The sequence below is a fragment of the Microbacterium imperiale genome (genome assembly GCF_017876655.1).
GTDB lineage: Bacteria > Actinomycetota > Actinomycetes > Actinomycetales > Microbacteriaceae > Microbacterium > Microbacterium imperiale.
The window spans coordinates 261800-276234 of sequence record NZ_JAGIOK010000001.1; the positions used below are offsets into that span (position 1 = coordinate 261800).

Sequence of the window (14435 nt, forward strand, 5' to 3'; positions counted from 1 at the left end):
CTCAGCGTCGCGGGCGGCGCGGCGCATCCATGCCGATGTGGATGCGGGTGCGCTTGCGCTCGATCGCGATGAACGTGCCGCCGAGGAGCCAGAGCGGAACCTGCGTCAGGAAGGCGATGCGGAACGCGTCGAGCGTGTAGGTCGACGGCGTTCCCGCGCCCTGCAGGTCGAGGGCCAGGCCGATCGCGAACACCGCCAGGAGTGCCGCGAGGAACCCGCCCGAGTTGGTGAGCCCGGTGGCCGTGCTCAACCGATGCGACGGGTTGTGAGCGCGCGCATGGTCGAACGCGATCATGGATGCCGGTCCGCCGGTCGACAATGCGATGGCCAAGGCGACGAGCAGCCACAGTGGCGCCGGCCCCGGCCACAGCAGCACGGCCGTCCACGCCGCCAGTTGCACGCCTACCGCGGGAAGCACGAGCGCGCGCGAACGCAGGTTCGGAATGCGGCGGGAGAGGTCTCCGACGATCGGGCCGAGGACCATCCCGGCGAAGACGTACAGCGTCGTGATGAGCGTTGCCTCGGACTGCGTGCGGCCTTCACCGGCGGTGAGGAACGGGATGCCCCACAGCAGGATGAAGGCTGTGCCGGCGAACGGCGTCGTGAAGTGCGACCAGAACGCGAGACGCGTGCCGGGGTGAGCCCACGCGGCGCGGATGCCGACGCCGGTGTCGACGCTCGAAGTGACGACACGGATGGCGCCGGTGTCGGTGTCGACGGTGACGTCGCGGTCTACCTCGGGTGGGTGATTGCGGATCACGAGGAACACGAGGATCGCGAAGAGCACGCCGAGCCCGGCGATGCTGCCGAAGGCGATCGACCACGTGGTGGCGTGCAGCAGCGCCGAGAGCGGAATGATCGCGACGAGCTGTCCCGCCTGCCCGATGATGCCGGTGAGCTGCACCATCACCGGGCCGCGTTGCGCCGGGAACCAGGTCGCGACCAGGCGCAGCACCGCCGGGAAGATCGCCGCGTCGCCGGCACCCAGAAGCATGCGTGCGACGATCGCGACGCCGACACTGGGGGAGAGGGCCATCGTCAACTGCCCGACCGCCATGAGCACCATGCCGACGGTCATGATCGGGCGCGAGCCGTATCTGTCGAGCAGGACGCCGATCGGCAGCTGCATCCCGCCGTACACAGCCAGCTGGACCACCGCGAACAGCGACAGGGTCGCGGCATCCGCCTGGAAGCGCTCGGCCGCGTCGACGCCGACCGCCGAGAGCGAGGTGCGGTTCGTGATCGAGAGGACGTACGCTGCAACGCCCGTGCCCCACACGAGCCACGCCCGCAGGTCCGGTCCGCCGCGGTCCGGGGGAGCGGATGCGGCGAACGTCACCCCTCCACGCTACTCCCGTCGTGTCGCGCGACAGCGGTCGCGCTGCCATAATCCGAGGCATGCGGTTCGAGACGACGCTGTTCCAGACCGGCAACAACGCCGGCATCGAGGTCCCTCCCGAGATCGTGCATGCGCTGGGCGGCGGTCAGCGCGCCGCCGTCGTGGTGACCGTCAACGGCTTCAGCTATCCGAGCACGCTCGCCGTCATGGGCGGACGCCACCTGATCCCGTTCTCTGCCGACAAGCGCGCAGCAACCGGTCTCTCCGGCGGGGACCCGATCGATGTGACGCTCGAGCTCGACACGACGCCGCGTACGGTCGATGTGCCCGAGGATCTCGCCGCGGCACTCGAAGAGGCGGGCGTGCGCGGGACGTTCGACGGCCTCGCACCGAGCAAGCGCAAAGCGGATGTCGCGAACGTCACCGGCGCGAAAGCGGCAGACACCCGCGAGCGTCGCATCGCGGCGATCGTCGCACGCCTCAGCTGAGACCCGGGGGAGTCAGGCGACCGGCAGCAGGGCCGCGCGCCACAGGTCGCGGTGGCGGCTGACGAAACTGTTCACGGTCGACCAATGATCACCGTGCCCCGAGGCGAACATCGTCGCCCAGGGTTCCTTCCCCGTGGCGTACGAGGTCCGTAGCAACTCGTACATAGCGGCGGCGCGGTCGGCCATCGCCTCCGGCAGAGCGCGCCGCATCTTCTCGTCCGCGCGATATCCGTCGACGAAAGCGGCCAGATTCGCGGCCGCGAGGAGCGGGTCGAGCGCGGCATCCGAGAGGGCGAATGCCTGCGCGGCGTAGGCCAGATCCCACACCCGGGTACTGGGTGCCGCAGCATCCCAATCGATGAACACCCACCGGTCTCCGACGAGCAGGTTCCACGGGGCCAGGTCGTTGTGACAGACGAGTTCGGCGCCGGGCGCGGGGATCGCCGTCTCCCACACCGCGTCAGCGGGCGGGATGTAGGCGGCGCTGGCGTCATGAATCGCTCGTACCATCGCGCCCACACGCCGGAATTCCGCGGGGGAGAGGGGGCCGGCCTCGATGGCCAGAGTTCCGGGGACGAACTCCTGAATCTGGCGACCCTGCTCATCGCGACCCTCGGGAGTCGGGGCATCGACGCCGGCTGCGCGGAGCGCGTTCACGAAGGAGACGACGCTGGCAGTTGATGCCGTCCACGGCTTGCGGACGGTCCCATCGATGCGGACGACAGCGCCGCTTGCGTTGCCACCCGCCAGCGGCTCCTCGTAGCTCACGGAACGTCCTTCCTGACGACACCGCCGAGTGTAGATCGTCGTACGGCACGCAGAGGGTCGTGGCGTTCCGTAACCGGCGGCTGTCGGTAATGATTGCTGTGAACCGATCCGGAGGATTCGAGCAATACGGATGTGAGCCCCGATAACGAGGTGATTGAGCGCTCGGCGCGTGAGCCGGAGGCCTTCAGCGCGCTGTTCGAACGACACGCTACGTCCGTGTACCGGTATGCGGCGCAGCGAATGGGAGACCGCGTTGCCGAAGACGTGATGTCCGAGACTTTCCTCGTGGGAATCGCAACCCGTTTGATGCGGAAACACGCCCGGCTCGAGGCGACCGCGTGGCGCGGACTCTCCACCGACCTGGCCGCACGGATCGCGCCTGACCTCATCGAACAGGCTGGGGCCCGCGTCGACGCCGAGAGGTTGACGCGGCGGCTGACGAAAGCGCTGCGGAAGCTGGGAGCTGCCGACCGCGACACATTGCTCCTGTATGCGTGGGCCGACCTCGACTACGCGTCGATCGCGGACGCGATCCCTCGGGCGCGGTCCAGAACGCGGGTCGCTGCGATGAGCTGCTCGTTGCCGGCAGCCGCGACCGGGGAGGCCCTTCAGAACCCAAACTGACATAATGTGCATTATCGGCGGCATCCCGATCGTTAGGACCGGGATCATCGGCGCAGCGAAGCGGGTTCAGGCGGGATCTCCCAGCCGGTAGCCGCGGCCGCGCACTGTGCTGATGATTTCGCGCTGGGTTTTCCGTCGTAGGTAGTGAACGTAGGTATCGACGGTCGTCGTGCTTTCCCCCTGGGCAAAGACGCGCGCGAGCAGCTGTGTGCGAGAGAACGTGCGCGTGGGCTCATTCGCAAGCACCGCCAGCAGTGCGGCCTCTGTCTCTGTGAGCGAGACTCGCTCGCCGTACATCGACTCGATGACGAGGTCGCTCTCGTAGAAGACCCAGCTCCCGATGTCGCGTCCGACCTCGACGCCGGTGTCGTCGCGTGTGAGTGCTCGCAGTCGCGCGGCGAGTTCCTGGAAGTCGAAGGGCTTGACGAGGTAGTCGTTCGCACCAGCATCCAGACCCTCGACCTTGTCGTGCACCTGCCCGAGCGCCGTGAGGATCAGAACGGGTGTGGCGATCCGTCGACGTCGCATCTCGCGGATGACATCGAGGCCGCTCGTCCTCGGCAGGCCACGGTCGATGATCATCACCGCGAAGGTTGTCGTCTCGACAGCCGCGAGGGCGTCCTCCCCTGATCCTGCTAAAGCGACGTCCCAGTCAGTGGCGAGGACGTCGCGCATGATAGGACCGAGTCGGGGATCGTCCTCGACGATGAGCAGTTTCAAGCTCATGATCCGCACTCCCCCACGATGAGCGGCAGGCGCAGTTCAAAGGATGTCCCGCCAGGACCGGGATCGACGACCCGAATCCTTCCTCCGTAAGCCTTGGCGACATCGCGCACCAGCGCGAGGCCGATGCCCCGTCCCGTCGGGCGAACTCGCCCGGGCCGATCCCCTTGCGCGCCGCGATCGAACACGCGCGTCGGATCGATGCCCACGATCCCCAGACCTTCATCGGCAATGGTGATGAGGACGACGGACCCCCTTCGCTGCGTCGCGACGCGGACGGTGCCACCGGTTGGCGAGTGTTCGATCGCATTATCCAGGAGCGCGATCAGGCATCGGCGGAGCTCGATGGCGGGAAGCCCGACCGTCATCGGATTGGCAACGGGCGTCAGATCGATCGAGACACCGTTGGGTGTCGCAATGCAGCGCAGATCGAGGCAGGTGGACTCCAGCACGGCGCTGAGGTCGGCCGTGCCCGCGGAAGACCCGCTATCCGTCACCGTGACGATCAGGTCGTCGATCACTGCCGACATGATGCGCACGTCCTCGCGCAGCTCGTCGAGGATGAGCCGCTGCGCTTCTCCGACGGGGTGCAGCGCCATGAGGTGCTGGACGCGGGCGTCGAGCACCGCGAGCGGGGTGCGTAGTTCGTGGCTGGCATCGTCGATAAAGCGTCGCTCGCGCTCGAGGGCGTCCGCTAGCGGTCGCACCGCTCTGCGAGCAACCAGGCGCGCCGCGATGTCAGCGCAGATCGCGGCACCGACGGCTAGAGCTGTGAGCGCGACAAGGAGTTCCGCGAGGTCGAGGCGAAGCTCGACTTCGCCAGGTCGAAGGGGGCGCTGCATCTCGTCGAGCGTCGTCTGCCACAGCACGAATCCCAGGATGACGAGACCGCCGAGCAGAACGAGCGCGACGCAGATCACCATGACCTCATGGCCGAGACGCTGCGCGGAGCGACGGACTATCGGCTCGTCACCGGCCACTGAGGGGCTGAGCAGTGTCTGCACCCGCATCCCGTCTCCGTATCGCTCATGCCGAACGCAGTCCGAGTTCCACCCTGGCACGCTCCGTCTGCGAGGCCGCTGACTCTCGCTCGGACGCGCTCTCCCTGCGGGACTCGTCGCGCAGGCAGGCGACCACGACGCCGACCGCGGTGAGCAGTGAGATGAGGGACGAGCCTCCGGCGGAGACGAACGGAAGCGGCACACCGAGGACGGGGACGAATCCCAGCACCACCGCGACGTTCACGACCATCTGCCCGATGATCCAGACCAGTGCGCCACCGATCAGCGCGGTAGTGAATTTCTGGTGACACCGCGTGAGGGCGATGAGCATCGTTACCGCGATGACGAGAAACACCGCGAGGGCTGCGCACGCGCCGATGAGACCGGCTTCTTCACCGATGATCGCGAAGATGAAGTCATTCTCGGCCTCGGGCAGCCAGTGCCATTTCGACCTGGAGGAGCCGAATCCCACGCCTGACCAACCGCCGCGTGCGAGAGCGCCGAAGCCATGGAGGGTCTGCCAGCACAGTCCGTACTTCTCATCCGGATCGGACAGGCAGTCGACCTCCATGAAATGCGCGACGCGCATGACCCGGTTGGGCTTTATCGCCGTCATCACAGCGATACCGAGCGCCGCGAGGGCGACGATTGCTAGGAGGACGCGCATCCGGATCTGAGCGAAGAACAGGCATCCGAGAACGAGACCTGCGATGACCATGAGCGATCCGAGGTCTCCGCCGAGGATTCCCACGATCATCGAGAGGGCGACAACAGGCACGACGGGAATCACGACGTGAACCCATCGGTTCAGAAGCCGCGACTTGGCATCGATGACGGTGGCGATCCACACGAGCAGAGCGAGCTTCATCAACTCCGACGGCTGCAGACTCACCGGGCCGATCCTGAGCCAGTTGCGGTTGCCCTGGAATTCGTAGCCGAGCGGCGTGTACACGAGGGCCTGAAGTGCCAGCCCGATCAGCATCCCGGCCCATGCGAACCGTTTGAAAGTTGCTATCGGAAGACGCATCACGACGAGCATGGCGATGAGACCGATGATGACGTGCGGAAGTTGGCGCAGCGCTCCCGAAAGGGGAAACTCTCCGGCTGCCACCGCTCGCACCTGAAGTGCGGACTGAACCATGACGACGCCAGTGGTGACCAGGAGCAGCACCGCGGTGAGCAGGGTGCCCTCGAGTCGGCGCAGGGACGGCGCTTTCACGTCCTGGTCAGTTGACGCACGGCAGCGCCCCCGCCCGCATCGGCTCGTCCCAGGTCTCGTAGACGGCGACCCGGGGCTCGTCCTCGTCGTCACTCCCGGCGCCGGGCTCGTCGTCGTTATCGGCGCCGGACTGGTCGTGCGGGGCACCTGGGTCGTCGGCGCCGTCGTCGGGGGCGAAGTACGTCCCGTCGAGCGCAGCCGCAACCACTGAGCGCACCTCATCGAGATCGACGATGTTGACCGAAGCTCCCTGAATGGTGTCGAAGCCGGCAATGGGCAGCGTCACGAAGCTCACACCGCTTCGCGATACGTTGTGCGCCGTGCGGAGGAAGCTCAGCACGTCGAAGCCGGAGTCCATCGCGACGTGATTCTTTGTTACCTCCATAAGCGTCATCACGGTGTGCGGGTTAATGAGCGTGGTCTGCTCTCGGAGCTTCTCGGCGAGCGCAGCGATGAATGCCTGCTGACGCCGGGACCGATCGAGGTCGGTGAGGAAGGGTCCGCCGGCGGTGTCACGGCGCTGTCGGACGAAGGCGAGAGCCTCCTCGGGCCCCAGTTCCTGAACCCCGGCGGTGAAGTTCGCTCCAGAGTGGTCGTCCTGTGTCGCTTCGTTCACGCACACGGTGATCGGGGCGACGGCCTCGGCAACGTAATAGAAACCGGCCATCGTGACCTCGACGAAATGGTCGATGCGCACGTCGCCGAGAAAGCGTGAAATCGTCTCGATCTGCGCCTGCCGCGCCGCGGCCCGCGCCTCCTGGTACCCCTCGGCGTCGCTCGTGCGGCCCTGGTTGACCTGTTCGTTCAGGCGAGCCTGGAGTGTGAGCCCGTAGGCCTCTTTGATCTTCGCGTGCGTGACGCCCAGCGGCGCCCCGGCGATCTCGACATAATCGTCACGCGGGATCGAGATGCCGACCGCCTGAGACCGGTCTTCGGGGATGTGCAGCAGGATGAGGACGTTTGCGTTGTACCCGCCCACGCTCGCGTCGCCGGCGTGGAGCGCGTGGTAGATCTCGTCGGGGAGGGCCTTGCCGTTCTGGTCGACGCGGCTGTCAAGGCCCATGATCAAGATGTTCTGCTCGCCTGAGTCCTCATCAAGGTCGTCGATGAACGGCAACTCGAACTCCGAGCGGGCGATGCCCTCATCGAGATCGCGAAACACCAGTGCAACGATCCCTACGCCGACCGCGAGAGCGGTGGTCATCGCAACGGAGATAGTGGTGAGCAACCGGCGACGGCGACGCACTCCCGGGGACAGGGGGGATCGGCCTCGAGCAGCTGGCGAAGTATCAGTCATTCGTTCATGCTCGGCGAGAGGCACCAAGAAAGGACCAATGAATGCGCTGGGGCCCATGTGCGTTGGTCTCGCATCAGAGGAATCGCTGAGCCGCGTCGATTACGTTGGTCGGATGCATAGCTCTGGGCTCCGACACGCAACGTCCGCGGCATGAGCGGCACGTATCCGTTCACGGTCCACCCGTGGAGCATCGGCTTGTCGGGCATCGACGAGTCGCAGCTGACGCATCGCGAGTCCGTGTTCGCACTGTCGAACGGGCACCTGGGCTGGCGGGGAAACCTCGACGAAGGTGATCCCCGTGGCATTCCGGGAAGCTACCTGAACGGCGTCTACGAGGAATACCCGATGCCCTATGCCGAGGACGGCTACGGGTACCCCGAGAACGGCCAACACGTCATCAACGTGCCCAACGGTCAGATTCTGCGGCTGCTGGTGGACGATGAACCGTTCGACGTCCGGCGCGGGGCGCTCACCCAGCATGACCAGTGCCTCGACTTCCGAGCCGGAACGCTGCATCGCGCCGTCGAATGGACGTCGCCGACGGGCCGGACGGTACGTGTCCGCTCGACGCGGCTGGTCTCCCTCGCCCACCGCTCCGTCGCTGCCGTGCGGTATGAGGTCGAAGCCGTCGACGCGCCGATGACGGCGACGGTCCAGTCGGAACTGGTGGCGAACGAAGCGATACCCGATGCTCACCCGGAGGGTCGCGTTCAGCGAACCGTCGATGCTCCCCTTCAGGGAGTCGAGCATGTCGTGTTCGGCTCGGCGGCGACGCTCGTGCATCGGACACCGACCAGTGACCTGGGGATCGCGGTGTCCATGGACCATGTCGTGACCGGCTCCGGCACGACAGATCCGGATGTGACGACCGAAACATCGGCGGATCTGGCGCGCACGACGATCAGCCTCCGTCTCGAGCCCGGCGACCGACTCGAGATCGTCAAGGTCATCGGTCACGAGTGGGCAGCCGCCGTCTCCGCCGCGGGGCTGCGCGACCGGGCGGAGGGCGCGGTGGCGGACGCCCTGCGCGACGGGTGGGACGGGCTCGTCCAGCAGCAGCGCGAGCGCCTGCACGAGTACTGGACGTGCGCGGATGTTCGCGTCGAAGGCGAACCGAAGCTGCAGCAGGCCGTCCGGTTCGCGATGTTCCACATCTTCCAGGCAGCTGCTCGCGCAGAACTGAGGTCGGTGCCGGGTAAAGGCCTGACGGGCGCGGGTTACGACGGGCATACCTTCTGGGACTTCGAGGCGTTCGTCCTGCCCGTCCTGACATCGACAGCGCCGGCAGCCGCAGAGCAGGCCCTGCGCTGGCGGCACTCCACACTCGGCCACGCCCGCCGGCGCGCTCAGCTGCTCGGATTGGCGGGCGCCGCTTTCCCCTGGCGGACGATCGACGGCCGCGAGAGCTCGGGCTACTGGCCGGCGAGCACCATCGCGTTTCATCTGAACGCCGACATCGCCTTCGCCGTCCTTCACTACGTGCGGTCGACCGGTGACGACGTTTTCGAACGCGAAGCGGGGCTCGAGATCCTGGTCGAGACCGCGCGCCTGTGGATGTCGCTGGGCCATCGAGACGCCGAGGGTCGGTTCCACATCGACGGGGTGACCGGGCCCGACGAGTACTCGGCGATGGTCGACGACAACGTCTACACGAACCTGATGGCTCAGCTCAATCTCACCGGCGCTGCAGCCGCCGCGAAACGCCACCCCGAGGTCGCAGACGGTCTCGGCGTCGGCGATGACGAGATCGAACAGTGGGCGGCAACGGCGGCCGCCATGACCGTTCCTTTCGATGTCGAGAGGCGAGTGCACCCCCAGTTCGCCGGATTCACCGACAAGCAGCGCTGGGACTTCGCCAACACCTCCCCCGACCAGTACCCGCTGCAGGAGCACTTCCCCTACTTCGACCTGTATCGCAAGCAAGTCGTCAAGCAGGCCGACCTCGTCCTGGCGCTGTATCTCGTCGGTGACGCGTTCACGGCTGCGGAGAAGGAGCGCGCCTTCGCGTACTACGACGCCCTCACGGTGCGTGACTCATCACTGTCGGCGGCCGTGCAGGCGGTGATCGCCGCCGAGGTCGGACACGTGGATCTCGCCGCCGATTATCTCGCCGAGACGGCCACGATCGATCTGCACGATCTGCACGAGAACACCGATGCTGGCCTCCACCTGGCGTCCCTCGCCGGCATCTGGCTGGCCCTGACCGCCGGGTTCGGCGGGATGCGCGACGCCGAGAACGGTCTCCGGTTCGCCCCGCGCCTCCCCTCGCAGCTGACACGGATCGCCTTCGGCGTCCGTATCGGCGGGCAGACGCTTCAGCTCGACATCACGCCGTCCGCCACGGTGTATCTGCTCAGCGACGGCCCCTCGCGATCCATTCGGCACTTCGACGAGACCCTCGTGCTGTCCCCCGGTCACGCGACGACCGTGACGACTCCCCCGTTGCCCGCCGTCGGGCGTCGGCCGGTGCAGCCGCCCGGCCGAGCTCCGCGCGACTTCGCCGCCGCCTTCGCGGACTGACCCGTCGGCGAGGCGCGCGCCGCGGCTCGCCTAGGCTCGGAGGGTGCAGGTCGTGACCGGTTTCGTCGTCATCGGTGTCGCGATCGCCGTCGGTTACGTGATCGGGCGCATCGATCTGCTCGGCCCGCACGGCCGCCCCGTCCTGGCCCGCCTGATCTTTTTCGTCCTGTCGCCGTTCCTCATGTTCGTCGTGCTGTCGCAGGCGGATGTGTCGACGCTCTTCTCCGCGCTGCTACCGGTGTCGGCCATCGCCGCGGTGTCGATGTTCCTCGTCTATGCGCTGGTCGCGCGTCTGTTCTGGCGTCGACGCGTCGGCGAGGCGCTCATCGGGATGCTCTCCGCAGGCCAGGTGAACTCGAACAACATCGGCATCCCCTTGTCGCTCTACCTGCTCGGTTCCGCGGCGCTGCCGGCGCCGGTCATCCTGATGCAGCTGATCGTGTTCACCCCGATCACCATGGCGATCCTCGAGGCGGTCACGACCGGTCAGCGTCGACCGTTGCCGATCCTCCGCCGCACATTCGGCAACCCGATCGTGATCGCCTCGCTCGCGGGTGTCACCGTCTCGGTCAGCGGCCTCGAGCTGCCGCCGATCGTGCTGGACCCGCTGCAGCTGATCGCCGACGCCTGTGTTCCCGTGCTGCTGATCGCCTACGGAATGTCGCTGCACGGGCAGCGCGTGCTGTCGCGCTCGGGTCGGCGACGCGACATCCTGCTCGCCAGCGGACTCAAGCTCGTCGCCATGCCGGTCGTCGCCTGGGCGGTGGCCGCCTACGCCTTCCGCCTCTCCCCCGACGAGGTCCTGGCCGTGACGGTGCTCGCGGCGCTTCCGACCGCGCAGAACGTCTTCAACTTCGCCCAGCGCTACGACATCGGCGAGACGATCGCGCGCGACACCGTCTTCCTCACGACGCTCGGGTGCGTGCCGGTCCTCATCGGGGCGACCGTCCTGCTCGGCTGAGCGTGTCGCCGCCGCTCCCCGTGGGCTAGCGTGTCGCATGGCGGGGCGTGCGCCTCGCGGAAGGAGGCCCGACCATGTCCACCATCGACGGCACCGCGCGGACGTTCGTGAAGTCGCTGCGCACGGCGTTCATCGTGGGCGGCATCCTGTCGCTCATCCTCGGCATTGTGATCCTCGTCTGGCCTGGACGCACGGCCCAGGTCGCGACCGGGATCATCGCCGCCTACGCGATCGTCGCCGGCGTCGTGTACGCGGCGCTCGGCATCTTCTCGCGCACCAGGGGCGGCTGGTCGCGCCTCGGCCACATCGCACTCGGTGCGCTGTTCGTGGTCGTCGGCGTGGTCGCGTTCGCCAATCTTGCGGCGTTCACGGTCTCATTCGCCCTGTTCCTCGGTGTGCTCGTCGGCATCCTCTGGATCATCGAGGGCGCCGTCTCGCTCTCGGTGATCGGCCAGTCGAGTTCGCGCGGGTGGACGATCGCCTTCGCCGTCCTGTCGATCATCGCCGGCGTGATGCTGCTCTTCTCGCCGCTGTGGGGCGCCTTCGTGCTGTGGTGGCTCCTGGGTGCGTCGGCCGTCGCCCTCGGCATCGTGAACATCGTCCGCGGGCTCTCGTTCCGCCCCTGAGGGCGGGTGGTTCAGACCGGCAGGTAGCGGGACCACCACTCCAGGATCGCCTCGAACCGCTCGACGCGGTGCCGGGGGCGCCCCGATCGCGTGAGCTCGTGGTCCTCGCCCGGGAACACGAGCAGCTCCGCCGTCGTGCCCTTGCGCCGCAGCGCGCTGTAGTAGCGCGTCGCCTGCTCGAGCGGGCACCGGAAGTCGAGCTCCGAGTGGATGACGAGCGTCGGCGTGGTCACCCGGTCGACGACGGCCATCGGACTCTGGCGCTCGATCGCCTCCGGGTCGGTGCCGACGTACTCGTCGCCGAAGAACGAGCCGATGTCGCTCGTGCCCTGGAACGTCGCCGGATCGAGGAAGCCCCGCTCGACGATCGCGCCCGCGAAGCGGTGGTCGTGGGCGATCGTCCACGCGGTGAGGTACCCGCCGTAGGACCCGCCCATGATGCCGACGCGGTCGCCGTCGAGGCGGCTGTCGGTCGCGACGGCGCCATCGAGGAACGCGAGGACGTCGACGAGATCGTCGGTGCCCATCCGACCCCGGATGCTGCGCCCATGAGCCCGGCCGTAGCCCGCGCTCCCCCGAGGGTTGCAGTACACGACGGCGTAGCCCGCGTCGACGAGCACCTGCGTCTCGTCGAAGAGGTGGACGCCGTACGACGCATACGGCCCGCCGTGGATCTGCAGCAGCACGGGGAACGGACCGTCGCCCGCCGGCGTCGCGATCCATCCGTGCACCGGGTACCCGTCAGGACCGGAGACTTCGATAGCCCGCGGCAGGACGAAACCGCGCGCGTCCGCCGCATCGCCGAACGCGGTCAACAGCCGCGCGTCGACACCGTCGGAGTCGAGCAGGAGGATCTCCCCAGCGGAACGGCTGGTCGCGACAGCGCAGACGATGCGCTCCCCCGCGGCATCCGCGCCGTGGCCGATCACTTCGAGCCCGCCGCGCAGGCGCGTCACCTCGCCCGTGCGGGTGACGCGCAGGAGCTCGACTTCGCCGCGCGTGCGGTTCTGGACGAGGAAGTCGTCACCGATGGGGGTGATGTGCGAACCGACCTCGCCGAGGTCCACGGTCTCCTCGTCGGTGAGGCGGCGAGGCTCGCCGTTCTCGATGACCCACAGCGCGACGCCGGGTGCGACGAAGTCGACCCCGGTGGCGCCGGGGTCGGAGGCCAGCAGCGCGATGAGTCCGTCGGGTGCGACCGAGACGTCGTTGATCGACAAGACGGCGGGGAGCACCTCGCGCGAGCCGGAGCCGTCGACGCGGATGCCGACCAGCGGCGTCCGCAGATCGCGCTGGTCCGCCTCGATGGTGTCGACGACCGTGAGGACCTCGTCGCCGTCGCGGGTGAAGACGACGCCGTCGTGCGAGTGCGGGCCGTCGGTCAGCTGCACGACCTCGTTCGCGGGTGCGGACTCGCTGGACGCTGAGTCCTCCGATAGTGCCGGAGCCGCGTCGTAGACGGGTTCGGCATCGAGATCCGGTGCATCCACGACGAACACCTGCGCGGGGCGGTCGAGGGTGTAGCCGACGCCGTTGGAGTGCCATCGGATGCCGGTGATGCGGCGGGGCGCCTCCGCTTCCGGTGCCAACCCGTCGACGGAACCGTAGCGGCCCGCCTCGGGCACACGAGCGGTGAACGCGAGTCGGCGCCCGGACGGATCCCACGCGAACGACGAGACACCCAGCGGCGCGTCGGTGACGCGGAGGGCCTCGGAACCCGTCGCCTTGATCACGTGGAGCTGTGCTCTTCCGCGGTCGTCGGCGCGCAGGAAGGCGACGACCGACCCGTCGGGCGACAGTCGCGGCGACGTGTCCGCGGTCCCCCGGGTCAGACGCTCGAGGCTGCCGCCGGGCAGGGCGACGCGCCAGAGCTGTCCGACGTTGCGGTTGGCCGCGATGTCGGGTCGCGACGTCGCGAAGACGGCGAACGACCCGTCCGGGGCGACCGCGGGGCGACCGACCGAGATGAGGGCTTCGATGTCGTGGGCGCGCACCGTCACTCGCCGCCGAAGGACGAGATGTCGCCGACGAGACGGGTGTGATCGGCGGGGATCGGCTCGACCGCGGCGAGGGCGATCTCGGCCGCGAACTCGGAGACGTTGTAGAGCTTGCCCGCCGACTCGCGACGCGTCGCGATCGCGCCCGGGTTGGCACGCTCGAGGAGCGTCGCCGTGATGGTCCCCTCGATCATGTCGCCCGAGACGACGACGAATCCGATGCCGCGCTCGGAGAGCTCTTCGATGCGCTCGCGCAGCGCGTCCTCGCCGGCGCGCTTGGACAGCGCCACCGCTTCGTACTCGGGCATGGTCGGAGTGGTGCGGATGAAGTGGGCCTGGTGGCTGGTGACGAACACGACGCGCGAGCCGTCCTCGAGCAGCGGCAGTGCGGACTCGAGCGTCCCCACCTGCGCGTCGCGGTTCAGCGTGAGGGCGTAGTCCTCGGCCATTCCGCCCTCCATGCCGCCGGAGGCGTTGAGGACGAGCAGGTCGAGATGACCGAAGGTCTCGCGGACGGCGGCGAACATCTCGTCGACCGAGGCCCGATCGGTGAGGTCGGCCCCGACGACGAGGACCTCGACGCCCAGTTCGCGCAGCTCGGCCGCGAGCTTCTCGGCGCGGGGCGCCTTGTTGCGGAAGTTGATCACGACGTTCGCGCCGGCCTGCGCGAAGTAGCGCGCCGTGTCCGCACCGATGCCGCGGGAGGATCCCGTCACCAGTGCCGTGCGACCAGTGAGGGTTCCGGCGGGAAGGGGCTGAGTCATGGGGCGCTCCTGCGAAGAAGTGGGCTCGGGGCGCGGCGGATCGCCGGCACCGCACGAGCCTATCAACCGCCCTCCGACCGCCCCCGACTGATAGATTCGGGTCAGGGA

At 68.0% G+C, this 14435-nt stretch carries 13 protein-coding genes; 5 read left to right on the top strand and 8 right to left on the bottom strand.

Going from position 1 to position 14435, the window contains the following annotated elements; genetic code table 11:
• Nucleotide 1 precedes the first annotated feature (1 nt).
• On the bottom strand, nucleotides 2-1339 hold the full coding sequence (locus JOF37_RS01140; protein WP_210004341.1) for an MFS transporter: 1338 nt from the start codon (nucleotides 1337-1339) through the stop codon (nucleotides 2-4).
• Nucleotides 1340-1398: 59 nt separating this feature from the next.
• Here JOF37_RS01140 and JOF37_RS01145 point away from each other — a divergent pair, with 59 nt between their 5' ends.
• On the top strand, nucleotides 1399-1827 hold the full coding sequence (locus JOF37_RS01145; protein WP_210004342.1) for a YdeI/OmpD-associated family protein: 429 nt from the start codon (nucleotides 1399-1401) through the stop codon (nucleotides 1825-1827).
• A gap of 12 nt (nucleotides 1828-1839) precedes the next feature.
• Here the strand turns inward: JOF37_RS01145 and JOF37_RS01150 are convergent, their stop codons facing one another.
• A complete protein-coding gene (locus tag JOF37_RS01150) occupies nucleotides 1840-2595 on the bottom strand; it encodes a phosphotransferase (protein ID WP_210004344.1) in 756 nt (251 codons plus the stop codon).
• A gap of 132 nt (nucleotides 2596-2727) precedes the next feature.
• Here JOF37_RS01150 and JOF37_RS01155 point away from each other — a divergent pair, with 132 nt between their 5' ends.
• Nucleotides 2728-3219 (top strand): RNA polymerase sigma factor, encoded by a 492-nt coding sequence (locus tag JOF37_RS01155; protein ID WP_210004346.1) that lies wholly within the window; start codon nucleotides 2728-2730, stop codon nucleotides 3217-3219.
• 66 nt (nucleotides 3220-3285) lie between these two features.
• Here the strand turns inward: JOF37_RS01155 and JOF37_RS01160 are convergent, their stop codons facing one another.
• Genes JOF37_RS01160 through JOF37_RS01175 form a run of 4 tightly spaced genes read right to left on the bottom strand, consistent with a single transcriptional unit; the run spans nucleotide 3286 to nucleotide 7408 of the window.
• Nucleotides 3286-3945: a response regulator transcription factor gene (locus JOF37_RS01160; RefSeq protein ID WP_210007622.1), complete on the bottom strand. Its 660-nt coding sequence runs from the start codon at nucleotides 3943-3945 to the stop codon at nucleotides 3286-3288.
• Nucleotides 3942-4946, bottom strand: a complete 1005-nt coding sequence (locus JOF37_RS01165) for a sensor histidine kinase (RefSeq protein WP_210004348.1) — start codon at nucleotides 4944-4946, stop codon at nucleotides 3942-3944. The genes JOF37_RS01160 and JOF37_RS01165 overlap by 4 nt, the downstream gene beginning before the upstream one ends.
• A 22-nt stretch (nucleotides 4947-4968) precedes the next feature.
• The gene (locus tag JOF37_RS01170; protein WP_210004350.1) at nucleotides 4969-6114 is read right to left on the bottom strand and encodes a peptidoglycan glycosyltransferase FtsW; all 1146 of its coding nucleotides are present in this window, start codon (nucleotides 6112-6114) and stop codon (nucleotides 4969-4971) included.
• Nucleotides 6115-6169: 55 nt separating this feature from the next.
• Complete coding sequence (locus JOF37_RS01175) at nucleotides 6170-7408, bottom strand: LCP family protein (protein ID WP_210004353.1); 1239 nt, start codon at nucleotides 7406-7408, stop codon at nucleotides 6170-6172.
• Nucleotides 7409-7609: 201 nt separating this feature from the next.
• On the opposite strand from JOF37_RS01175, the gene JOF37_RS01180 reads away from it, so the two are divergent.
• From JOF37_RS01180 to JOF37_RS01190, 3 genes are all read left to right on the top strand, one after another.
• Nucleotides 7610-9979 carry a glycoside hydrolase family 65 protein gene (locus tag JOF37_RS01180; protein WP_210004357.1) on the top strand — a complete coding sequence of 790 codons (2370 nt, stop codon included), beginning with the start codon at nucleotides 7610-7612 and terminating at the stop codon, nucleotides 9977-9979.
• Nucleotides 9980-10022: 43 nt separating this feature from the next.
• Entirely contained in the window at nucleotides 10023-10940 is a 918-nt protein-coding gene (locus tag JOF37_RS15735; protein WP_210004360.1) for an AEC family transporter, read from the top strand.
• A 74-nt stretch (nucleotides 10941-11014) separates the two neighbouring features.
• A complete protein-coding gene (locus JOF37_RS01190) occupies nucleotides 11015-11566 on the top strand; it encodes an HdeD family acid-resistance protein (protein WP_210004364.1) in 552 nt (183 codons plus the stop codon).
• 11 nt (nucleotides 11567-11577) lie between these two features.
• Here JOF37_RS01190 and JOF37_RS01195 read toward each other — a convergent pair whose 3' ends face one another.
• Both JOF37_RS01195 and JOF37_RS01200 read right to left on the bottom strand, forming a co-directional pair.
• Nucleotides 11578-13560 (bottom strand): S9 family peptidase, encoded by a 1983-nt coding sequence (locus JOF37_RS01195; protein ID WP_210007623.1) that lies wholly within the window; start codon nucleotides 13558-13560, stop codon nucleotides 11578-11580.
• A gap of 2 nt (nucleotides 13561-13562) precedes the next feature.
• Nucleotides 13563-14327: an SDR family oxidoreductase gene (locus JOF37_RS01200; protein ID WP_210004368.1), complete on the bottom strand. Its 765-nt coding sequence runs from the start codon at nucleotides 14325-14327 to the stop codon at nucleotides 13563-13565.
• Between the last annotated feature and the right edge of the window lie 108 nt (nucleotides 14328-14435).